Here is a 20,513-nt window from a genome sequence, read left to right on the forward strand (position 1 = left end):
GGCTCTCAGCGGGTATTCCATTCGTGCACGGTCAGCTCGGAGGCCTGCATCGTCACCAGCGGATCCGTGGCGACGATGGCCTGCGCCTGTGCGAGGCTCTCCACGTTGCACAGCACGTAGGCACCGCCGCTGCCGTCGGCGAAACCACCGGTGAGCTGCAGCTGGCCCTGCGCACGCAGTCCATCGAGGAAATCCAGATGCGGCTGCACAGCGGCGGCACTGAAGCCGGGCCGGCGCATGGCCAGGACCAGATAGACGGTGCCCGCCATCAGGACAGCGCCTGCCAGCGCGCACGCAGCTCATCCAGGCGCAGGTCCGATGCCGAACCCGGCGAGACACGCGCGGCCAGGCTGCCCTCCGGCGTGCGTCCCTGCCCTGCGCTGTCGGCACCTGCCGCGGCGGCCTTGTAGGCGTCGCGGAACGGCACGCCGGCCACGGCGGCCTCGACCGCGACGTCGGTGGCATACATGCCGGAGTCGATCGCCGCGCGCAGCCTGTCCTCGCGCCATTCCAGATTGGCCAGCAGCGCCGGCAGCAGTTCCAGCGCGGCCAGGCCGCGACCGAAGCCGTGGAAGATGGCCCCCTTGGACGACTGCAGATCACGATGGTAGCCGGACGGCAGCGACAGCAGCTGTTCGATTTCGGTGCGCGCCGCCGCAACGCTGGCATGGGTGGCACGCATCAGTTCGATCACATCGGGGTTGCGCTTGTTCGGCATGATCGAGCTGCCGGTGGTGTACTGCGCCGGCAGTGCGACGAAGCCGAATTCGGCGCTGGTGAACAGGGACAGGTCCCAGGCGATGCGACGCAGGTCCAGGGTAGCGCCACCCAGCGCCTCCAGGGCGGCCAGCTCGAACTTGCCGCGCGACAGCTGTGCATAGATCGGTGATACCTGCATGCGCGCGAAACCGAGCGCAGCCGTGGTGTGTTCACGGTCCAGCGGCAGGTTCACGCCATACCCGGCGGCGGTACCCAGCGGGTTGGCATCGACCAGCGCATGGGTGTCACGTGCACGGATGGCATTGTCGATGAAGGCTTCCGCCCAGCCGGCCCACCACATGCCCGCCGAGGACACGACGGCTCGCTGGATGTGCGTATAGCCCGGCACCGGCAGGTCCTTTTCCGCCTGAGCGCGGTCGAGCGCGACCTTGGCCACCTCGGCGCTGAGCTGGGCGACGCGCTGCAGCTTTTCCTTCAGCCACAGGCGCGTGGCGACCAGGATCTGGTCATTGCGGCTGCGACCGGTGTGGATCTTGCGGCCGGCATCACCCAACCGCTCGGTCAGGCGCGCTTCGATCGCCGAGTGACCGTCTTCATAGCGCGTATCCAGCACGAAACGGCCTGCGCGGAAGTCGTCTGCCAGCACCTCCAGCTCGCGCAGCAGGCCCTCCAGCTCGCTGGCGGCGAGGATGCCGATGTGCTGCAGGCCCTGTGCATGCGCGGCGCTGGCCGCGATGTCATGCAGGAAGAACTCACGGTCGAGGATCACGTCATCGCCGGCGAGGAAGGTCTGGATCTGGGCGTCGACAGCGACGCCGGGTTTCTGCCAAAGAAGGTCTGCCATGGGGGCTCCGGATGCGGGTTCAGTGCGGGATCGACGTCAGTTCGTCGATGCCCAGCGCAAGGTTGAGATTCTGCATGGCCTGGGTGGCCGCGCCCTTCAGCAGGTTGTCCAGCGTCGCCACCACCACCACCCGCTTGCCACCCGGGGCCAGGGTGAAGCCACCGATCTGGGCACCGTGGCGGCCGGCGATGCGGCTGACCCACGGCGCGTCATCCACCACCTCGATGAGTGCTTCGCCGGCATAGGCCTGCTGGAAACGCTCGACGATCTGCTCGCGCGTCTGTGCGCGGTTCAACCACAGATTGGCGGTCAGGGTGATGCCGCGGAAATGGGGCGCCACATGCGGCATGAACTCCACTGCCACCCCCAGCTGCACCGACACCTCGCGCTCGTGCACGTGGTTGGTCAGCGCGTACGGCATCAGGTTGTCGGCCAGCAGCTCGACGTTGTTCTTGTCGGAGGGCGTGGTGCCCGCACCGGAGTAGCCGGACACGCCGAAGCACTGCGGGGGCCCGGCCAGCAGGTCCAGCAGCGGATGGATCGCCAGCTGCATCGCGGTGGCGTAGCAGCCAGGATTGCTGATGTGCTTCTGCCCGGTGTAGCGACCCCGGGTCAGCTCCGGCAGACCGTAGTACCAGCTGTGGTCGAAGCGGTAATCGGCCGACAGGTCCACGATCACCGTATCGGGCCGGGCGCTTTCAAGCGCGGCCACGAACGGTGCGGCCAGGCCATTGGGCAGCGCCAGGATCACCGCGTCCACGCCCTTGGCCGCCACCGCGTCGGCGTCGAGGTTCTCGTAGCGCAGATCACCCTGCACTTCCGGGTGATGGTCAGACAGGCGCTGCCCTGCACGTTCGCGCGAGGATACGAACGCCAGGCGCAGGCGCGGATGCGCGGCAACGAGCTTGATCAGTTCGGCACCGGTATGGCCGCGGGCACCGATGATGCCCAGGGAGAAAATCGAATCGTTCATGCGTGGCTGTCCAGACGGTACTGCAGGTGGCGCTTCACGCCCTGCCATTCCGCATCGATGATGGAAAAGATGACGGTGTCGCGCGGCGTGCCGTCGGCATGCCGCTTGTGGTTGCGCAGCACGCCATCCTGCTTGGCCCCCAAGCGGGCGATGGCGGTGCGCGAGGTGGTGTTGAACCAGCTGGTTTCCAGCACCACGCTGATGCAGCCCATGACTTCGAAGGCATGCTGCAGCAGCAACAGCTTGGCCTCGGTATTGGCACCGGTACGCTGCGCGCGCGGTGCATACCAGGTATAGCCGAGACTGAGCCTGGGCACGGCGGCATCCAGGTCATAGAAGCGGGTGCTGCCGACGATGTCGCCAGCGGCATCACGGATGACGAAGGGCAGCACCCTGCCCTCCGCCTGCGCCTGCAGTGCGGCCTGTACGTAGGCGCCTGCCTGTGCCGGCGCCGGCACCTGGGTGTACCAGAGCCGGTCCAGTCCGCTGCCTTCCAGCGCGGCACGCAGGCCGTCCACGTGTCCCTGCTGCAAGGGCTGCAGCGTCACATGCTGGCCGCGCAGGGTCGGCACCGTCGCCCAGGTGTCGGTGACGGTCATCGTTCAGCCCTGCAGGCTCGGTGCGCGTGCAGCGCAGTGATCGACATAGGTGCGGATGCGGTCGATGCCATCGGCACCGAACCAGAACACCTTCCACTGGTCCTGCTTGTAGCAGCCGTCGGATTCGGCGTAGTAGAAGTGATTGATCGGATTGCCGTGACGCGAGCGCCAGAACAGCTGAGGCGTTTCCTCCAGCATCACGTTCCAGACCGCACGCCCCAGGCCCTCGCCCTGCGCATCATCGAGCACGGCGAACTTGTCCAGATAGACACCTTCGGCCTCGTTGGTCAGGATGACGGCCGTCCGATAGTTCTCGCTGACGTACGCGCGCAGCAGCCTGGTCTTCTGGAAGTAGTCCGGCACCAGGGTGCGGCCGAAGCTGGATTCGATCAGGCCCTTCAGGCGTGGCAGATCCAACTCGTCCCACGTGGCCGCACGCAGCACCTTCTCGCCCTTGCGCACCAGCGTGCCTGAGCCCTTGTGGGTGAACAGTTCCTTGGCCAGATCGGCCGGGCGGGTGATCGACACCGACGATTCCAGCGGCAAGCGATCGAGCAGATCCTTGATCTGTTCGATCTTGACCTTCATGCCGCCGTGGATCCACGGCTGTGCGATCAGGTGGTCGTACTCGGTGGACAGGTTGATCGAATCGATGACGTTGCCCGCCTCGTCCAGCAGGCCACCGGTACCGGTCAGGAAGATGATCTTGTACGGCTGCAGTTCCTGCACCAGTTCGTTGGCGGCAAAGTCGGCATTGACGTTCAGGATCTGTCCGCCGGCGGTCTCACCCAGGCTGGTGATGACCGGGATCGATCCGGCGCGCAGGCTGGCTTCGATCGGCGCCAGGTTGACCTTCTTCACTTCACCGACCAGGCCGTAGGTGTCCACGTCCAGGTACTCGGCCTCGAACACGCCACCGGTGATCGAGGTGGCACGCGCTCCATTCTGCTGCAGGGCTTCGACCAGGCGCAGGTTGGATTGCTGGAACACCCGGCGCACGATCGCCAGTGCTTCCGGCGAGGTCACGCGCAGGCCGTTGACGGTCTGCTTCTCGATGCCGGCGGCAGACAGCTCGGCGTCCAGCTGAGGGCCGGCACCGTGCAGCACGATCGGGGTCAGCCCGACTTCCTGCAGGAAGGACAGCGAGGAAGTCAGCGCTTCAAGATCGTCGCGTAGCACGGCGCCACCGACCTTGACCACGGCGAAGCGCTTGGCGTCCAGCTGCGAGAAGCGCTTGAGGTACTGGCTGATCTCCTTCGCGCTGGCCATGCTGGACAGCAGGCGCACGATGGTCTGGCGGGTCTGGCGGTGGGGCTGGAGGGCAGGAGACATTTCGGTTTCGTCACGGGCGGCGGTCGCCGCGTTGCAGTTCCACCATGCCGGGGCGTGGCGGCGTTGTGGGGTTGATCAGGCGCCGGCGCCGATGATGCGGTGCACGGCGTCGGTATAGCGTTGCAGCTGCTCCAGCGTCACGAACTCATCGGCCGTGTGGGCCTGGGCAATGTCGCCGGGGCCGAACACCAGCGTGGTATAGCCTGCCGCGGAGAACAGCGAGGCCTCGGTCCAGAAGTCCACCGCGTTGCCGATCGGCAGCTCCAGCGCATCGGCCACGTCACGCGCCAGCAGACGGCGGTTCTCGGCTTCGGCGATGTCACCGGCCGGGAGGCTGGGGCCACGGAAGGTTTCGGTGAACAGCGCGGCTTCCGGTTCGGCAAGACCCGCGAAGGTCGCCAGCAGCGCATCGATGTCCATCGAGGGCAGGGGGCGGAAGCCGAAACGCACTTCGGCTGCCGGTGCGATCATGTTGGCCTTGATCCCGCCTTCGACGCGCCCGATGTTGAAACGCAGGCCGGTCAGGCCACCGAAGCGTGCAGATGCAAGGGAATCCACATGATCCAGGGCCCGATTGCCCCAGCGCATCGCCTGGTGCAGCGCACTGGCGGCGGCATCCTGCCTGCCGGACGCATGGCCCGCACGGCCGGCGAACTGCATCAGCACCGAGCTGATGCCACGGTGCGCGAGCACGGCCTCGCTCATGGTCGGCTCGGCCACCAGCACCGCGTCATAGGCAATGCCACGGGCCAGGAACGCGGCGATGCAGCGTGGATCGTTTGCTTCCTCGTCGCTGGAGAACAGGAACGCGGCGTCGCCGTCACTGGCATTGGCCGCAGCCACCAGCGCCGCCGCAGCGCCCTTGATGTCACACACGCCCAGGCCGACCACACGATCGTCCAGGCGGCGCATCACGTGCGGGTCGGCAGTCCAGTGTGGCGAATCCGGCACCGTGTCCAGATGCACGTTGAACAGGTACTTCGGTGTGCCGCGCACGGCATACAGGCTGACCGCACCGGCCCCGTGATCGATCACTTCAACGGTGAAACCCGGCAGGTTGGCGCGCAGGTAATCGAAGATGCCAGCGGTGCTGATCGCGCGCGGCGGGTTGCGGGTGTCGAAGGACACCAGGGCCTGCAGGTGATCGAGTGTCTGTTCAAGCATGAATCAACAGTTCCTGTGAAATTCCGCCGGGCATGGCCCGGCGCTACCGTATCGCCTCTGCTGGAGCGCCCCAGCGCAATCGCGGTCAACCGCGATTGACCTGCGCGTACAGCGTGGAGCTCATGCCGAACAGCTTGATGAAGCCTTCCGCCTCTTCCACGCCCCAGTCGGCCGACTGCGCATAGGTGGCGCCCTTGGTGTTGAGCAGATGCGGCGACTTCACCGCCACCGCGTCCACGCGCCCGCCACGGGTCTCCAGTACCACTTCGCCGTTGACCTTGGCCTGCGAGGACTTCAGGAACGCTTCGATGTCGGTCTTCAGCGGGTCGTGATAGAAGCCTTCGTAGACCAGCTCCACCCACTTGCGCGCCACGTCCGGCTTGAAGCGGTTCTGCTGCTTGGTCAACACCGCGTCTTCCAGCGCGCGGTGGGCGGCCAGCAGCGAAACCAGGCCAGGGGCCTCGAACACGATGCGGCCCTTCAGGCCGATCACGGTGTCGCCGGTGTACACGCCACGGCCCACGCCGTAGGGAGCGAACAGCTTGTTGAGCTGTGCCAGGATCTGGTCGCCCGGCAATGCCTTGCCGTCGAGCTCGACCGCTTCGCCCTCGACGAACTTCAGGGTGACGGTCAGCGCCTGTTCCGGCCATTCACTGCGCGGCGAGCACCAGCCACGTGCGCCCCCGCCCGGAGCTTCCCAGCGGTCGATCTCGCCACCGGACATGGTCACGCCCAGCAGGTTCTCATTGATGGTGTAGGCCTGCTGCTTGGCGCGCACGCCGAAACCACGCTCTTCCAGGTACTTCTGCTCGTAGGCGCGGGTCTGGGTGTGCTCCTTCTGGATCTCGCGGATCGGCGCGATGATCTGGTAGTCGCCCAGCGCCTTCACCGCCAGATCGAAGCGGACCTGGTCGTTGCCCATGCCGGTGCATCCGTGGGCGATGATGTTGGTGCCCAGCTCGGCGGCACGCTTCAGCGCGGCATCGACGATCAGGTAGCGGTCCGAGACCAGCAGCGGGTACTGGCCCTGGTAGCCCTCGCCCGCCCACACGAACGGCTTGACGAAGCCCTCCCAGATGGCCGGGCCACCGTTGACGGTGACATGGCTGGTCACGCCCAGCTCGGCGGCACGCTTCTCGATGAAATCACGCTCTTCATCATCCACGCCGCCGGTGTCGGCGAACACGGTATGCACGTTGTAGCCGCGCTCCTGCAGGTACGGCACGCAGAAGCTGGTATCGAGGCCACCGGAGAAGGCGAGGACGACGTCTTTGTTGCTCATGGGGGGTAATGTCCTGGTAGCGCCGGGCCATGCCCGGCGGGGTTTTTGAATGGGAAAGAATCAGCGCCCGGCAACCGCCGCCATGATCGCCTTCTGTACGTGCAGGCGGTTCTCGGCCTCGTTGATGGCGATGCACTGCGGCGAGTCCATCACCGCGTCGGTCGCCTTCACGTTGCGACGCAGCGGCAGGCAGTGGCTGAAGACACCGTTGTTGGTCAGTGCCATCTTGCGTTCGTCGACGATGAAGTGCTTGAACTGGTCGCGGATCGGCTTTTCCGGCTCCCAGTTGCCGAAGAACGGCAGCGCGCCCCAGCTCTTGGCGTAGACCACATCGGCACCGGCGTAGGCGCTGTCGATGTCATGGCTGATCTTCAGCGAACCGCCGCTCTCGGCCACGTTCTGCTCGGCCCAGCCCATGTAGCGGTCGTCGAGAATGTAGTCGGCGGTCGGGCACAGCAGGGTCACGTCCATGCCCATGCGGGTGGCGATGGTCAGCGCCGAGTTGGCCACGGCGGTATTCAGCGGCTTGGGATGATAGGTCCAGGTCAGCACGTACTTCTTGCCGCGCAGGTCCTGGGTGCCGAAGTGCTCCTGCAGCGCCATCACGTGAGCCAGTTCCTGGCACGGGTGGGTGATGGTCTCCATGTTGATCACCGGCACCGGCGAATACCTGGCGAAGCTGTTGAGCACGATGTCCTGGCGGTCATAGGCCCAGTCCACGAACTTCGGGAACGCGCGCACGGCAATGATGTCGCAGTAGCGGCCCAGCACCTTGGCCACTTCGGCGATATGTTCTTCGGTATCGCCGTCCATCACCGTACCGAGGTTGAACTCGATCGGCCACGCATCCTTGCCCGGTTGCAGCACCACCGCGTGCGCACCCAGCTGGAACGCGCCCAGCTCGAAGCTGGTGCGGGTGCGCATCGACGGATTGAAGAACACCAGCGCGATCGACTTGCCCTTGAGCTGGTCGCCGAGCTTGTTGCGCTTGAACAGCGCTGCCTGGGTCAGCAGCGCATCAAGCTCGCTGCGGCTCCAGTCCTGGGTGTTCAGGAAGTGCTTGGGGGACATCATCTTTCCTTGCGTGGCGGCGTCAGGTTCGACGCGGTGGAAGGGAAATGCGGAAACCAAAGGTGGGGTGAAATCGTTGCAGTTGAAGCTTTCAGGAAGCGGAAACGAAAAAACCCAGCCGGCGGGCTGGGTTTCTATCGGACGAACAGCAAAAAGCTCCGGTTACCCAGCGAGAATGTGGGGTTCCGGTCGACGGGCACGCGAGGTCATGCCCGACGCCTGTCGGGCTGCGCTGCTGTCGTGCTGGAAGTCGGTGAGCTTCATGGCCGGGCATCTTTGCACGCGGCCGGCGCCGGCGCAAGGGGCCGGGGTCCCAGAATCAGGGATTGCTGGCGGTGCCCTGCTCCGGGCCGACCCAGGGCGTGATCGAGACCCGGACCTTGAGCCGGTTGCCAGGGTCTTCCGGCAGGCGCGAGCGGTACTTGGTGCCCCTGTAGACGTAATCCACGTCGTAGGCGATGGGCCGACGGAACTCGCGCCCGACGGGAACGATCCGGCAGTCGCGGGTCAGCATCGGCCCGTTGTTGGTGGGACCGGTGGGCGCGGCCGGCGTCTCGGCTGCGGTCTCATCCACCGCCTCCTCGTCGCTGCGCTTGAACATCGAGCGCACCGAGTCCCAGAAGCGGCTGATCCGGCCCTTGTCCTCCGTCGGCTCCTCGCCGGTGACGTTCACCGGGGCCAGGGTCCGGGTCGACACCGGCTCGCAGTGCTCCTCGGTCCGGGTCGCGCGCAGGGTCTGGAACACCGGCTCGACGTTCAGCACCTGGGCGTAGTCGAACTTCACGTTCTCCACGATCACCACCCGGTTGCGGGGCTCCCCCTCCTGGGCCAGAGCCACGGCCGGCAACGCCGACAGCCAGGCCAGGGTCAGCAACGCGGTGGATTTCATTGGCGACGGGAGCAAGGACACGGCAATAGTGTAGGCAGTGACGAGCGCAAGGGGCTGAACATTACCCGTCCGCGCCGCTCCTGCCCACCCCACCTGGGTGGCCCCCGGGTCCACCGGTGGCAGGCGGTCGCCCCAAAGGGGGCCGACACGTTCTAAAATCGCAGGCTTGTCCCCCAGCCACACCCCCATGACCCTGCGCCTGCACAACAACCTGACACGCCAGCTCGAACCGTTCATTCCGCTCGACCCGGCCTGTCCGACCCTGTATGTGTGCGGCCCGACGGTCTACAACTACGTGCACATCGGCAATGCCCGTGGGCCGGTGGTGTTCGGGGTGCTGGCCGACCTGCTGCGGCGGCGTTTCGGCGCCCTGCGCTACGCCCGCAACATCACCGACGTGGATGACAAGATCAACACGGCCGCGCGCGAACAGGGGGTGCCGATCAGCACCATCACCGACCGTTTCGCCGCCGCCTACCGCGAGGACATGGCCGCGCTGGGCGTGGTGCCGCCGGACATCGAACCGGAAGTGACCGCGCACATGCCGCAGATCATCACCATGATCGAGCAGCTCATCGCCAACGGTCATGCCTATGCCACCGAGGGCCACGTGCTGTTCGCCGTGGCCAGCTTCGATGGCTACGGCAAGCTCTCCCGCCGCGACCCGGAAGAAATGCTGGCCGGCGCCCGCGTCGATGTCGCGCCGTACAAGCGCGATCCAGGCGATTTCGTGCTGTGGAAGCCGTCCACCGACGACCTGCCGGGCTGGGCGTCGCCGTGGGGCCGTGGCCGCCCCGGCTGGCACATCGAATGCTCGGCGATGGCTGCCGCCCATCTGGGCGAGACCATCGACATCCATGCCGGTGGTGTCGACCTGCAGTTCCCGCACCACGAGAACGAAATCGCGCAGAGCGAATGCGCCCATGGCGGAAAGATCTTCGCCCGCTTCTGGCTGCACAACGGCATGCTCAATTTCGGCGGTGCCAAGATGAGCAAGTCGCTGGGCAACATCGAACGCGTGCACGACCTGGTGCGCCAGCACCCGCCGGAAGCGCTGCGCCTGGCCCTGCTGTCGGCCCACTACCGGCAGCCGCTGGACTGGTCCGACGCGCTGATCGAACAGTCGGTGCGCACGCTGGACCGCCTCTACGGCACCCTGCGCGAGCTCGCCGCGGTTCCGGCCGTGGCGGTGATCCCGGCCACGATCGAGGCAACCCTGGATGACGACCTCAACACGCCGCAGGCACTGGCCGAACTGGCGCGCATCGCCGCCGAAGCACGCCGCGCCATCGAGCCCGCCGAACAGGCGCGCCTGAAAGGCGAGCTGCTCGGTGCGGGTCTGGCGCTGGGCCTGCTGCAGGCCGACCCGGCGCAGTGGTTCGGCACCGTTGCCCACGATGATGGCGAGGATGCGCGCATCCAGGGCCTCATCGATGAACGCGCCGCCGCCAAGAAGGCGCGTGACTTCGCCCGCTCCGACGCCATCCGCGACCAGCTGGCCGCCGAAGGCATCGTGCTGGAAGACACCCCGCAGGGCGTGCGCTGGTCGCGCAAGCGCGGCTGATCCGCGCCCGCCACGCCCCCACCGAAGAGATTGCAGTGATCGACTCCCCGTTCCCGCTTGAACCCACCACCGCCGAGGCCCAGGCCGCCATCGCCGAGGAATTCGGCTTCTTCGGCGACTGGTCCGAGCGCTACCAGTACCTGATCGACCTAGGCCGCAAGCTGCCGGCCTTCCCCGAAGAGTGGAAGACCGAAGAACACCGCCTGCTCGGCTGCCAGTCGATGGTCTGGATCGTTCCGGAAGGCAATGCGCAGTCGCTGCGCTTCCACGCCATCAGTGATTCGGCGATCGTCTCCGGCCTGATCTTCCTGGCCCTGCGTGTCTATTCCGGGCGCTCGGCACAGGAAATCCTGGACACGCAGCCGAGCTACATCCAGGACATCGGCCTGGCCCGCCATCTTTCGCCGACCCGCAGCAACGGCGTCGCAGCGATGCTGGCCTTCATCCGCGAGACGGCGCAGGCCCAGCTGCAGCGCGGACACCCGTGAGCGGGACCGCCCCGGCCGAAGACACGGCGCTGGGCCTGCTGGCCCGGCCGGGCTTCGCCAAGCTGCTGGCCTACCGCATCTTCGCCATGTTGTCCTACCAGGTGGTGGCCGTCACCGTCGGCTGGCACATCTACGAAGTTACCCGCAATCCGTTCTCGCTGGGCCTGATCGGTCTGGCCGAAGTGCTGCCGTTCTTCTGCGTGGCCCCGTTCGCCGGCTATCTGGTCGACCATCTACCGCGGCGCAAGCTGGGAATGGTCGCCTGCTCCGGCCTGATCGCCACCGCACTGGTACTGACCAGCGTGGCCAAGGGCTGGCTGCCGTTCCACGGCGTATGGCCGATCTATGCGGCGATCGCACTGACCGGCATGGTCCGTGCCTTTCTTTCGCCGATCTACAATGCATTGTTCGCCCGCGTGCTGGCGCGCGAGCAGTTCGCACGCGGTGCGGGACTGGGGGCCGTGGTGTTCCAGGCCGGCATGGTGGTGGGTCCGGCGCTGGGCGGCGTACTGGTCGGCCTGGGAGGCAAGGGGCTGTCCTATGGCGTGGCGACGGCCTTCGCGCTGGTGGCAGTGGCCTGCCTGGCCACGCTGAAGGTGGAGGAACCGGTGCACAGCGGCCCCGCAGCACCGATCTTCCAGAGCATCGCCGAAGGTGCGCGCTTCGTGGTCGGCAACCGCATCATGGTCGGCGCGATGGCGCTGGACATGTTCTCGGTGCTGCTGGGCGGTGTGGTGGCAATGCTGCCCGCCTTCCTGCATGAGATCCTGCACCATGGACCCGAAGGGCTGGGCATCCTGCGCGCTGCGCCCGCTCTGGGCTCGATCGGCGTGGGCCTGTGGCTTGCCCGGCACCCCCTGCACCGCAACGCCGGCCGGGTGCTGCTGTCTGCGGTCGCGGGCTTCGGGCTGTGCGTGATCGGTTTCGGGCTGTCGCAGCACTTCTGGCTGTCGGCGCTGATCCTGCTGTTCTACGGCGCCTTCGATGGCGTGTCGGTGGTGGTCCGCTCGACCATCCTGCAGTTGGCGACGCCCGAGGAAATGCGTGGGCGGGTATCGTCGATCAACGGCATCTTCATCAGTTCGTCCAACGAACTGGGCGCCTTCTATGCCGGCACGATGGCACGACTGCTGGGCCTGGTACCGGCAGTGGTGCTGGGGGGCTTCGCGGTGCTGAGCGTGGCCGGCATCACGGCATGGAAGAACCCGACGCTGCGGAAGTTGAATCTTCGCGACCTGCAGTGAACCTGTAGAGCCGAGCCCATGCTCGGCTGCGCATTTCCGTGCGCCCACGCAGCGGTTGCGCCGGGCCGCGCCCGGCGGGCTTCTTCCGCGACCGCGGCGGGGTGTAACTTTCTTTGCTCGTGCAAAGAAAGTCACCAAAGAAACACGCCGCCATCCGCGAGCCGGCGCTGCGCGCCAGTGCCCTGCGCTCCTCGGCGAATCAGGGGACGGCGCGGAACTCGCTTCGCTCGGACACCCGCGCCTCTTCGCCCCTGATTCCCCTGCGGTGCTCGGCTCGCTACAAGGCGGACCCAACAGCCGCGAGCGCACGCATGACCGCTCCTGGTAGAGCCAAGCCATGCTTGGCTGCTTTTGCTTTTGCTATTCCTTGCCCTCCGGCTTCGGCCTGAGCCGAGCGTGGGCTCGGCTCTACATCGGCCGCGCACGCAGGGAAGCGTCGAGAGCCTGTGGGTGGGGCCGGGCAGGACCGTCCGCGGCATGGATGCCGCGGCCGAGCTTACAGGGATGTACTTGCAGCGTGTCCTGCCCGGCTCCACCCGCGGGCTCCACCCGATACCCGGAAGGCGCTGCTCTACACAGCCAACGTGAACCCAACAAAAAACCCGGCCAAGGCCGGGTTTTTCTGCATGACCAGACAACGACCGGGAATCAGTCGCCCTGCTGCTTCTGCAGGTGTTCCCAACGCTCCTGGGCGTCGATGGTGCGCTCGGCCGTGAGACGGGCTTCCAGGCGCTCCAGACCGATCTCTTCACCCGTGTCCACGCAGTAGCCGTAATCACCGGCTTCCAGGCGCTTGAGCGTGCTGTCGATCTTGCCGATCAGCTTGCGGTAGCGGTCGCGGGTGCGCAGCTCCAGCGAGTTCTCGGTCTCACGGGTCGCACGCTCGGCCTCGTCGCCGATGTCACGCACTTCCTCGCGCAGATTCTCGATGGTCTGCTTGGACTCCTCCACCAGGTCCGCGCGCCAGTTCTGCAGGCGCTGGCGGAAGTACTCCTGCTGCAGCGGGCTCATGTATTCCTCTTCCGACGACGGCTTGTAACCGGCCGGCAGGATCGGGCGGCCGGTGGCCTCGTCGGTCTTGTACTCGACGACCTTGTACTTGCTGCGCGGGGCCGGGGCGGCCGAGCGGGCGGCGACGGCCACGGCGACCTTGCCGACAGGGCGCGACACGGTCTTCGGAGCGGGATCGGATTTCACGGCGGTTTTGGCAGGCGATTTCGAAACGGGCACGGGATTCTTGGATTGCGGGGCGGTCGACGCGGAAGGTGCAGCGGCCGAGGCCGGCTTGGGTGCCGGTTTGGCTGCAGCACCTGCCGCGGTCTTGGCCGGGACAGGCTTGGCCGGAGCCTGCGTTGCGGCAGGCTTCGGTGCGGACTTCACTACGGGGGCCGGTGCCGGCTTGGCAGCCGGCGTGGCGATATTCTTGGTGACCTTCTTTACAGCGGCAGGCTTGGCCGCCGGCTTGAGCGCCGCGGCCTTCTTTGCCGCTGGCGGTGCAACCGGCTTTTTCACCGCCGCCTTCGGCGCCGGCTTGGCTGCCGGCTTCTTCGCAGCCGGTTTGGCAGCAGCCTTCTTGACCGGCACCGCCTTGCTGGCGGCCTTTTTCACTGCCGGCGCCTTCTTGCTGGCAGCAGCAGGTTTGGCCTTGACCGGCGCAGCGGCCTTCTTGACGGCCACTTTGCTTGCCTTGGCCGGCGTTTTTTTCGCGGTGGCCTTCCTGGCCGCCGGTTGCGAGGACGCTGCCTTGGTCGCCGGCTTGGCCGCCGGCTTCTTGACAACGGGCTTTGCCGCCAACTTCTTCACAACAGGCTTGGCGGTTTTCTTGGCGGCCTTTGCGGCCTTCTTTGCAGTTTTTTTAGCAGCCACGAAACGCTCTTCCTTGGATTCCCCGGGGCCCGGGAAAGCGGGCCTTTATAGCCTACCCGACCCGCAGCAGCAACCTCGACAGCCCCGCTCCATTCAGTCCTGGAGTCAAGGCCCCCAAGGGGCAGTCCGACGAACACGGACCGCCTCGCGCGGTACGGAACCTGGCCGGCACCCGAAGGTGCCGGCACCGGTCGCAGGCCATCGGCGACATGCGACCAACGGCCCATCCTGCACAAATGCGGCCTTCATGCCAACTGGCATAAGATGACTGGGTGATCTCGCGCCTGCTCATTGCCCTGCTGCGCTTCTACAAGCGCTTCATCAGCCCCCTGCTGGGGCCACGCTGCCGTTTCGTGCCCAGCTGTTCTGAATACGCGATGGAAGCCATCTCCCTGCATGGCCCGCTGCGCGGCAGCTGGCTGGCCGCGCGCCGGCTCGGCCGCTGCCACCCCTTCCACCCCGGCGGTGTCGACCTCGTGCCCGAACGCACCGACACCCCTTCATGCCGTTGCACAGGAAAACACTGACATGTCCTCCACGCTCATCACCAATGCCCGCATGGTCAATGAAGGCCGCACCTTCGACGGCGACCTGCGCATCGAGAACGGTCGCATCGCGCAGATCGGCACCGGGCTGGCGCCGCGCGAGGGCGAGCAGGTGGTGGACGCCGCCGGCCGCTGGCTGTTGCCCGGCATGATCGACGACCAGGTGCACTTCCGCGAGCCGGGCCTGACCCACAAGGGCGATATCGCCAGTGAATCGGCAGCGGCCGTGGCCGGTGGCCTGACCAGCTTCATGGACATGCCCAACACCAATCCGCCGACGCTGGACTCCACCATCCTGGAAGCCAAGTACGAACTGGCGCGTGGCCGCGCTTGGGCCAACTACGGCTTCTACCACGGGGCCAGCAACGACAATCTTGAGGCCATCCGCCAGCTCGATCCGAAGAAGGCGCCGGGCGTGAAAGTGTTCATGGGCGCGTCCACCGGCAACATGCTGGTGGACAACCCGGAAACACTGGACGCGATCTTCCGCGAGTGTCCGACCCCGATCATCACGCACTGTGAAGACACGCCGATGATCGATGCCGACCTGAAAGCCTTCCAGGAAAAATACGGCGACGCGCTGACCCCGGACATGCACCCGGACATCCGTTCGCGCGAAGCCTGCATCAAGTCGACGCGGCTGGCGCTGTCGCTGGCACGCAAGCACGGCACCCGCCTGCACGTCCTGCATATCTCCACCGCCGACGAACTGGCACTGTTCGAGAAGGGCCCGCTGATCCGGGCCGATGGCAGCCGCAAGCAGATCACCGCCGAAACCTGCGTGCACTTCCTGCACTTCGCCCGCCCGGATTACGCCACCAAGGGCAACTTGATCAAGTGCAATCCGGCCATCAAGGACGTGGCCGACCGCGAGGCGATCACCGCCGCGCTGGCCGACGACGTGCTGGACGTGCTGGCCACCGACCATGCCCCGCACACCTGGGAGGAGAAGCAGAAGCCCTATGCGCAGGCGCCGTCCGGCCTGCCGCTGGTGCAGTACGCGCTGGTGGCCGCACTGGAGCGCGTGCACGAGGGCAAACTGACCCGTGAGCAGGTGGTGCAGAAGTTCGCGCATGCCCCGGCCCAGCTGTTCGACGTGGAGCAGCGCGGCTTCCTGCGCGAAGGCTACTTCGCCGATCTCGTGCTGGTGGAAGACGTGCCGTTCACGGTCAAGCGCGAGGACGTGCTCTCCAAGTGCGGCTGGTCGCCGTTTGAAGGCACGACCTTCCGGTCGCGCATCGCCTCCACCTGGGTCAACGGCCAGCGGGTGTGGGACGGCAGCACGCTGGTGGGCGAGCCGGCCGGCCAGCGCTTGACCTACGACCGCTGATGCGTGGGTTCCTCATGCTGGGGGTGCTGGTTGCCGCCCCCCTCTGGGCCGTATCTGCGGCACAGGCCCAGGATGGCATCGGCAGCCTGATCGACAGCCGCGTGGTGTTTCCTGCCAGTGCGTCGCAGGGCGCGCTGGTGATCGGCAAGGTTCCCGCCGGCAGCCACGTGCAGTATGCCGGCCGCTCGCTGCGCGTGAGCGGTTACGGCAGCGTGGTGTTCGGTATCGGCCGCGATGAAAAGGGGCCGCTGCGCGTGCAGGTGCAGCGCCCGGACGGCGGCAGCGAAACGGCCACCATCTCGGTGACGCCGCGCGACTGGCCGACCGAACGGGTCAACGGTGTACCGCCGAAGACGGTCAATCCTCCGCCCGCCATTGCCGAACGGATCAAGCGCGAGCAGGCACAGGTAACCGCCGCGCGTGCCCGCGACGATGACCGCACCGACTTCACCCAGACCTTCATCTGGCCGGTGCAGGGCCGCATCAGCGGCCGCTTCGGCAATGCCCGCGTCTACAACGGCCAGCCCGGTGCCGGCCATTCCGGCATGGACATCGCGGTACCGACCGGCACGCCGGTGAAGGCACCCGCCGCCGGGGTGGTCACCTTTGCCGGCCCCGACCTGTACCTGACCGGTGGCACGCTGCTGATCGACCATGGCTACGGCGTCAGCTCGAACTTCCTGCATCTGTCGCGCATCGACGTAAAAGTTGGCGACCGTGTGGAACAAGGCCAGGTGATCGCCGCAGTCGGCGCCACCGGCCGTGCCACCGGCCCACACCTGCACTGGGGCATGAACTGGTTCGACACCCGCATCGATCCTCTGCTGGTGCTGGAGCGGAAGTAACCCGCGCGCGCCCCTCGCCGGGCATGGCCCGGCGCTACCAGAGCCACCAAACGGTAGCGCCGGGCCATGCCCGGCGAGCGCAGCGGCAACGGAATCAACAACCTGCAACCCGGTAGCGCCGGGCCATGCCCGGCGGCGCAGCGGCAACGGAATCAACAACCTGCAACCCGGTAGCGCCGGGCCATGCCCGGCGAGCGCAGCGGCAACGGAATCAGCCGCGTGCGGCCCACCACACCCGCAGCAGGGTGCGCAGCGGGGTCGCCTCGATCGGCTTGCCGGCCGCCTGGGCCGTCAGGCGTGCACGGGCCAGGCTGGACCACACGCGGCGCGGGCGCGGGCCTGGCACGCGCGTGCCCCACCCCTTCAACAGGTGCTGCGCCCAGCGCTGCGCGGCGGAGCGGGTGTCCTCGTCCAGCAGGCTGCGCGGCACGCCGGCCACGCCTGCGTCCTGCAGGCGCTGGGCCAGCGTCTGCAACTGCACGGCCCGGCCCGCACCGGTCCGCGGCCTGTCATCGAACAACACCACTTCCACGGCCGCGACCGCTTCAGCGTAGCGGGCCAGCGCGGCTTTGGCACTGGCCGCATCCGGCGCGACGGTGCGTGCCTCCACCAGATCCGGCAGCGTTTCCGCCAACCGCGCCCACGGCGCACGCACCGGTTCCAGCACACGACCCAACGGATGGCGCGAACGCTGTCCTTCCCAGCTGCGCAGCTCCTCGCCCCACCATGCCAGCTTGGCATCGGCCGGCAACGGATCGCCGCTGGTATTGAGCATGTCGTCGAATTCCTGCAGCAGCGCGAACCACGCTACGGCCAACTCACGGTGCGATTCGGCCACGAACGGCGCGGCCACCGACCATTCCGGCCAACGGCTGCGCCATTTGTCGAGGAAGCTTTCCAGCGCGGTGCTGCTCACTACGATCGTCCTTACGGGTGGGCCGGGCGTGCCGGCCGGGTTGGCCACAGGCTGGCCAGTTGCAGAAGTGCGGCGTTCTCGACCAGTACATCGGCCTGCCAGGCCAACGGGTCGTCGCTGTGCAGGCGGTAGCCCCACAGCGCTGCCACCGATGGCATGGCCGCGGCGCGCGCCGCGATGATGTCGCGCTCGTCGTCGCCGACATACACGCAGTCGCTTGCCGCGACACCGATCGCCTGCGCAGCGTGCAGCAGCGGCAGCGGGTGCGGCTTGCGCTCGGCCAGGCTGTCGCCGCCGACCAGCACGGCGCAGCGCTGCTGCCAACCGTGCTGCGGCAGGATCAACCGCGCCAGGTACTCGGGCTTGTTGGTAACGATGCCCCATATCGTTCCAGCAGCATCGAGCGCGGCGAGCATGCCGGCGACGCCATCGAACAGCACCGCGTGCTGGCCGATCAACGCTTCATAGCGCTGCAGGAACTCCGGGATCAGCGCGTCGCGCGCATGCGCATCCAGGTCCGGGAAGGCCGCCGCGATCATCGCCCGCGAGCCCTTGGACACCACCGGGCGCAGCTGCGCCGGATCGATCGACGCGCGTCCACGTTCGGCCAGCATGGCGTCGCAGGTGGCAACGAAGTCCGGCGCACTGTCCAGCAGGGTGCCGTCCAGGTCGAACAGCACCGCGCGCGGGAAGTGCGTGGCGGTCATGCCGGCTTGACCGCGTAGGCCAGGTAGTTGATGTCGGTGCGGGTGCTGAGGCGGGCACGGTTGCGCCACGGCTCGTATGCCATGCCGCTGACATCGGCCAGCTGCAGATCAGCCTCGCGCAACCAGCGTGCCAGTTCGGCCGGCCTGATGAATTCCTGGTAGTGGTGGGTGCCCTTCGGCAACAGGCGCGCCACGTATTCGGCACCGACAATGGCCACCGCGAATGCGGCGGCCGTGCGGTTGATGGTCGACAGGAACAGGTGCCCCCCCGGCTTCAGCAGCCGCCTGCAGGCCTCGATGATCGCGCCGGGGTCCGGCACGTGCTCGAGCATCTCCATGCAGGTCACCACATCGAAGCTGCCCGGCTGTTCAGCGGCCAGGTCCTCGGCGGCCTGCACCCGGTAGTCGACCTTGGCACCACTTTCCAGCGCGTGCAGCCGCGCGACCTTGACCAGCTCCGGGGCCAGATCGATGGCGGTGACATCGGCGCCGGCCTGGGCCAGTGCTTCGCTCAGCAGGCCGCCACCGCAGCCGATGTCGAGCACGCGTGCGCCGCGCAGCGGCACGCGGTCGGCCACGTACTTCAGGCGCACCGGGTTCAGTGCATGCAGCGGCTTCTGCGGACCATCGGCGTCCCACCAGCGGTTGGCCAGTGCGGCGAACTTGTCCAGCTCGGCCTGATCGAAATTGGAGGAAGCATGGGGGGCAGTCATGGGGAATCCTTGCAGCGCCGGGGTTCAGGCGCGGATATGGCGGATGCGCTCGCGCCACTGGCGCGCGTTGGCGATGATGCCCGGCAGGTCCATGCCGACCAGCTCGCGCTGCACCAGCTTGGGCTTGCCGGCAATCCAGACGTCGCTCACCTGCTGCCGGCCGGTGGCGTACACCAGCTGCGAAAGCACGTTGTGCAGCGGCTGGGTTTCCAGCGCGGACAGGTCCACGCAGACCAGATCGGCCTGCTTGCCCACCTCGATCGAGCCGATCCGCTCGCCGAAGCCCAGCGCACGGGCACCGCCGAGCGTGGAAGCGCGCAACGTGGTGGCCGCGTCCAGCGCAGTGGCGTCGTTGGCGACAGCCTTGGCCAGGATCGCCGCGGTGCGGTTCTCGCTGAACATGTCCAGGTCGTTGTTGCTGGCACAGCCATCGGTACCGATGGCCAGGTTCACGCCTGCGCGCTGCAGGGCGCAGGCGGGGCAGAAACCGGAGGCCAGTTTCAGGTTCGATTCCGGGCAGTGCACCACGCTGACGCCACGCTCGGCGCACAGGTGGATCTCCGCGTCGGTCAGCTGGGTCATGTGCACCGCGATCAACCGGTCATTGACCAGGCCGAGGCGATCGAGTCGCGCCAGCGGACGCTGGCCATGCAGCCTGATCGAGTCGCTGACTTCCTGCGCGGTCTCATGGGTATGCAGGTGCACCTGCATGTCGAGCTGGTCGGACAGCATCCGCACCCGCTCGAAATTGGCATCGCTGACCGTGTAGGGCGCATGTGGTGCGAACGCGACGCCGATCAGACTGTCGTTGCGCCACTGGTCGTGCAGTTCACCGGCCTTGGCGAAGTACTCGTCGTCGCTCTTCGCCCAGGCAGTCGGGAAATCGATGATGACCGCCGCCACCAGCGCGCGGAAACCATGCTTCTTGTAGACCGCCGCCTGCACGTCGCCGAAGAAGTAGTTCTCGTTGGCGCAGGTGGTGCCGCCGCGCAGCATCTCGGCAATGGCCAGCGTGGTGCCGTCGGCGACGAACTCGGGGCCGATCACCGCCGCTTCCACCGGCCAGATGTGCTCCTGCAGCCAGGTCATCAGCGGCAGGTCATCCGCAACGCCGCGCAGCAGGGTCATCGGGTTGTGCGTGTGCGCGTTGACCAGGCCCGGCATCAGCGCGGCGTCCGGACGGCTGACCACCTGCGCGGCACGGAAGCGCGCCCGCGCTTCGGCACGCGGCAGCACGGCCACGATCTCGCCGCCACGCACGGCTACGGCATGGTCTTCCAGCACCACGGCATGCGGTTCGATCGGAACGACGTAGCCGGCTTCGATGAGCAGGTCGCAGGCTTCGGGGAGGTGCGGGCTGTCGCTCATGCAGGCTCACTTGGCTGGGGGGAGATCCTCACGGGAGGCGGTAGCGCCGGGCC

General features: G+C 67.1%; 20 protein-coding genes. 6 read left to right on the forward strand and 14 right to left on the reverse strand.

Annotated features, from left to right (window positions below):
* Positions 1 to 5 precede the first annotated feature (5 nt).
* The 9 genes from AC5P5M_RS01590 to AC5P5M_RS01630 form a co-directional block, all read right to left on the reverse strand.
* On the reverse strand, positions 6 to 269 hold the full coding sequence (locus tag AC5P5M_RS01590; protein ID WP_065181936.1) for a YciI family protein: 264 nt from the start codon (positions 267 to 269) through the stop codon (positions 6 to 8).
* The gene (gene argH, locus AC5P5M_RS01595; protein WP_065181935.1) at positions 269 to 1,564 is read right to left on the reverse strand and encodes an argininosuccinate lyase; all 1,296 of its coding nucleotides are present in this window, start codon (positions 1,562 to 1,564) and stop codon (positions 269 to 271) included. The genes AC5P5M_RS01590 and argH overlap by 1 nt, the downstream gene beginning before the upstream one ends.
* Positions 1,565 to 1,583: 19 nt before the next feature.
* A complete protein-coding gene (argC, locus tag AC5P5M_RS01600) occupies positions 1,584 to 2,537 on the reverse strand; it encodes an N-acetyl-gamma-glutamyl-phosphate reductase (protein WP_053519694.1) in 954 nt (317 codons plus the stop codon).
* Positions 2,534 to 3,136 (reverse strand): GNAT family N-acetyltransferase, encoded by a 603-nt coding sequence (locus AC5P5M_RS01605; RefSeq protein ID WP_065175501.1) that lies wholly within the window; start codon positions 3,134 to 3,136, stop codon positions 2,534 to 2,536. The genes argC and AC5P5M_RS01605 overlap by 4 nt, the downstream gene beginning before the upstream one ends.
* A gap of 3 nt (positions 3,137 to 3,139) precedes the next feature.
* Positions 3,140 to 4,468: an acetylglutamate kinase gene (locus tag AC5P5M_RS01610; RefSeq protein ID WP_053519692.1), complete on the reverse strand. Its 1,329-nt coding sequence runs from the start codon at positions 4,466 to 4,468 to the stop codon at positions 3,140 to 3,142.
* A gap of 75 nt (positions 4,469 to 4,543) precedes the next feature.
* Entirely contained in the window at positions 4,544 to 5,632 is a 1,089-nt protein-coding gene (locus AC5P5M_RS01615; RefSeq protein WP_053519691.1) for an acetylornithine deacetylase, read from the reverse strand.
* Positions 5,633 to 5,717: 85 nt separating this feature from the next.
* Positions 5,718 to 6,914 carry an argininosuccinate synthase gene (locus AC5P5M_RS01620; RefSeq protein ID WP_495205505.1) on the reverse strand — a complete coding sequence of 399 codons (1,197 nt, stop codon included), beginning with the start codon at positions 6,912 to 6,914 and terminating at the stop codon, positions 5,718 to 5,720.
* 60 nt (positions 6,915 to 6,974) lie between these two features.
* Positions 6,975 to 7,985, reverse strand: a complete 1,011-nt coding sequence (locus AC5P5M_RS01625) for an N-acetylornithine carbamoyltransferase (RefSeq protein ID WP_053519689.1) — start codon at positions 7,983 to 7,985, stop codon at positions 6,975 to 6,977.
* Between the two features lie 319 nt (positions 7,986 to 8,304).
* Entirely contained in the window at positions 8,305 to 8,874 is a 570-nt protein-coding gene (locus AC5P5M_RS01630) for a glycine zipper 2TM domain-containing protein (RefSeq protein WP_053519688.1), read from the reverse strand.
* A 187-nt stretch (positions 8,875 to 9,061) separates the two neighbouring features.
* Between AC5P5M_RS01630 and cysS the strand changes: the two genes are divergently transcribed.
* Genes cysS through AC5P5M_RS01645 form a run of 3 tightly spaced genes read left to right on the forward strand, consistent with a single transcriptional unit; the run spans position 9,062 to position 12,170 of the window.
* Positions 9,062 to 10,438 carry a cysteine--tRNA ligase gene (gene cysS, locus AC5P5M_RS01635; RefSeq protein WP_495205506.1) on the forward strand — a complete coding sequence of 459 codons (1,377 nt, stop codon included), beginning with the start codon at positions 9,062 to 9,064 and terminating at the stop codon, positions 10,436 to 10,438.
* Between the two features lie 35 nt (positions 10,439 to 10,473).
* Positions 10,474 to 10,926 (forward strand): SufE family protein, encoded by a 453-nt coding sequence (locus tag AC5P5M_RS01640; RefSeq protein WP_053519686.1) that lies wholly within the window; start codon positions 10,474 to 10,476, stop codon positions 10,924 to 10,926.
* The gene (locus AC5P5M_RS01645; protein ID WP_111186432.1) at positions 10,923 to 12,170 is read left to right on the forward strand and encodes an MFS transporter; all 1,248 of its coding nucleotides are present in this window, start codon (positions 10,923 to 10,925) and stop codon (positions 12,168 to 12,170) included. The genes AC5P5M_RS01640 and AC5P5M_RS01645 overlap by 4 nt, the downstream gene beginning before the upstream one ends.
* Positions 12,171 to 12,818: 648 nt before the next feature.
* Here AC5P5M_RS01645 and dksA read toward each other — a convergent pair.
* Positions 12,819 to 14,036 (reverse strand): RNA polymerase-binding protein DksA, encoded by a 1,218-nt coding sequence (dksA, locus tag AC5P5M_RS01650; protein WP_322523425.1) that lies wholly within the window; start codon positions 14,034 to 14,036, stop codon positions 12,819 to 12,821.
* Between the two features lie 272 nt (positions 14,037 to 14,308).
* Between dksA and yidD the strand changes: the two genes are divergently transcribed.
* The 3 genes from yidD to AC5P5M_RS01665 are packed head-to-tail and all read left to right on the forward strand — an operon-like array spanning position 14,309 to position 16,756.
* Positions 14,309 to 14,563: a membrane protein insertion efficiency factor YidD gene (gene yidD, locus AC5P5M_RS01655; RefSeq protein WP_053519683.1), complete on the forward strand. Its 255-nt coding sequence runs from the start codon at positions 14,309 to 14,311 to the stop codon at positions 14,561 to 14,563.
* A gap of 1 nt (position 14,564) precedes the next feature.
* Entirely contained in the window at positions 14,565 to 15,911 is a 1,347-nt protein-coding gene (locus AC5P5M_RS01660; protein WP_495205507.1) for a dihydroorotase, read from the forward strand.
* The gene (locus AC5P5M_RS01665; protein WP_495205508.1) at positions 15,911 to 16,756 is read left to right on the forward strand and encodes a M23 family metallopeptidase; all 846 of its coding nucleotides are present in this window, start codon (positions 15,911 to 15,913) and stop codon (positions 16,754 to 16,756) included. The genes AC5P5M_RS01660 and AC5P5M_RS01665 overlap by 1 nt, the downstream gene beginning before the upstream one ends.
* 211 nt (positions 16,757 to 16,967) lie before the next feature.
* Here the strand turns inward: AC5P5M_RS01665 and AC5P5M_RS01670 are convergent, their stop codons facing one another.
* From AC5P5M_RS01670 to AC5P5M_RS01685, 4 genes are read right to left on the reverse strand one after another with little or no spacing between them, the layout of a single operon-like run.
* On the reverse strand, positions 16,968 to 17,672 hold the full coding sequence (locus AC5P5M_RS01670) for a squalene/phytoene synthase family protein (protein WP_253119476.1): 705 nt from the start codon (positions 17,670 to 17,672) through the stop codon (positions 16,968 to 16,970).
* Between the two features lie 11 nt (positions 17,673 to 17,683).
* On the reverse strand, positions 17,684 to 18,379 hold the full coding sequence (locus AC5P5M_RS01675; RefSeq protein WP_322523428.1) for a phosphoglycolate phosphatase: 696 nt from the start codon (positions 18,377 to 18,379) through the stop codon (positions 17,684 to 17,686).
* Positions 18,376 to 19,092: a bifunctional 2-polyprenyl-6-hydroxyphenol methylase/3-demethylubiquinol 3-O-methyltransferase UbiG gene (ubiG, locus tag AC5P5M_RS01680; protein WP_065175506.1), complete on the reverse strand. Its 717-nt coding sequence runs from the start codon at positions 19,090 to 19,092 to the stop codon at positions 18,376 to 18,378. The genes AC5P5M_RS01675 and ubiG overlap by 4 nt, the downstream gene beginning before the upstream one ends.
* A gap of 24 nt (positions 19,093 to 19,116) precedes the next feature.
* Complete coding sequence (locus AC5P5M_RS01685; protein ID WP_164150577.1) at positions 19,117 to 20,460, reverse strand: TRZ/ATZ family hydrolase; 1,344 nt, start codon at positions 20,458 to 20,460, stop codon at positions 19,117 to 19,119.
* Positions 20,461 to 20,513 lie beyond the last annotated feature (53 nt).

It is taken from the genome of Stenotrophomonas sp. YJH_SMC_106-19 (assembly GCF_059368375.1).

What these genes read in the sequence shown, in the direction of transcription:
- AC5P5M_RS01590 (WP_065181936.1), bottom strand. Translation starts at nt 269, where the DNA reads ATGGCGGGCACCGTCTATCTGGTCCTGGCCATGCGCCGGCCCGGCTTC.
- argH (WP_065181935.1), bottom strand. Translation starts at nt 1,564, where the DNA reads ATGGCAGACCTTCTTTGGCAGAAACCCGGCGTCGCTGTCGACGCCCAG.
- argC (WP_053519694.1), bottom strand. Translation starts at nt 2,537, where the DNA reads ATGAACGATTCGATTTTCTCCCTGGGCATCATCGGTGCCCGCGGCCAT.
- AC5P5M_RS01605 (WP_065175501.1), bottom strand. Translation starts at nt 3,136, where the DNA reads ATGACCGTCACCGACACCTGGGCGACGGTGCCGACCCTGCGCGGCCAG.
- AC5P5M_RS01610 (WP_053519692.1), bottom strand. Translation starts at nt 4,468, where the DNA reads ATGTCTCCTGCCCTCCAGCCCCACCGCCAGACCCGCCAGACCATCGTG.
- AC5P5M_RS01615 (WP_053519691.1), bottom strand. Translation starts at nt 5,632, where the DNA reads ATGCTTGAACAGACACTCGATCACCTGCAGGCCCTGGTGTCCTTCGAC.
- AC5P5M_RS01620 (WP_495205505.1), bottom strand. Translation starts at nt 6,914, where the DNA reads ATGAGCAACAAAGACGTCGTCCTCGCCTTCTCCGGTGGCCTCGATACC.
- AC5P5M_RS01625 (WP_053519689.1), bottom strand. Translation starts at nt 7,985, where the DNA reads ATGTCCCCCAAGCACTTCCTGAACACCCAGGACTGGAGCCGCAGCGAG.
- AC5P5M_RS01630 (WP_053519688.1), bottom strand. Translation starts at nt 8,874, where the DNA reads ATGAAATCCACCGCGTTGCTGACCCTGGCCTGGCTGTCGGCGTTGCCG.
- cysS (WP_495205506.1), top strand. Translation starts at nt 9,062, where the DNA reads ATGACCCTGCGCCTGCACAACAACCTGACACGCCAGCTCGAACCGTTC.
- AC5P5M_RS01660 (WP_495205507.1), top strand. Translation starts at nt 14,565, where the DNA reads ATGTCCTCCACGCTCATCACCAATGCCCGCATGGTCAATGAAGGCCGC.
- AC5P5M_RS01665 (WP_495205508.1), top strand. Translation starts at nt 15,911, where the DNA reads ATGCGTGGGTTCCTCATGCTGGGGGTGCTGGTTGCCGCCCCCCTCTGG.
- AC5P5M_RS01675 (WP_322523428.1), bottom strand. Translation starts at nt 18,379, where the DNA reads ATGACCGCCACGCACTTCCCGCGCGCGGTGCTGTTCGACCTGGACGGC.
- ubiG (WP_065175506.1), bottom strand. Translation starts at nt 19,092, where the DNA reads ATGACTGCCCCCCATGCTTCCTCCAATTTCGATCAGGCCGAGCTGGAC.
- AC5P5M_RS01685 (WP_164150577.1), bottom strand. Translation starts at nt 20,460, where the DNA reads ATGAGCGACAGCCCGCACCTCCCCGAAGCCTGCGACCTGCTCATCGAA.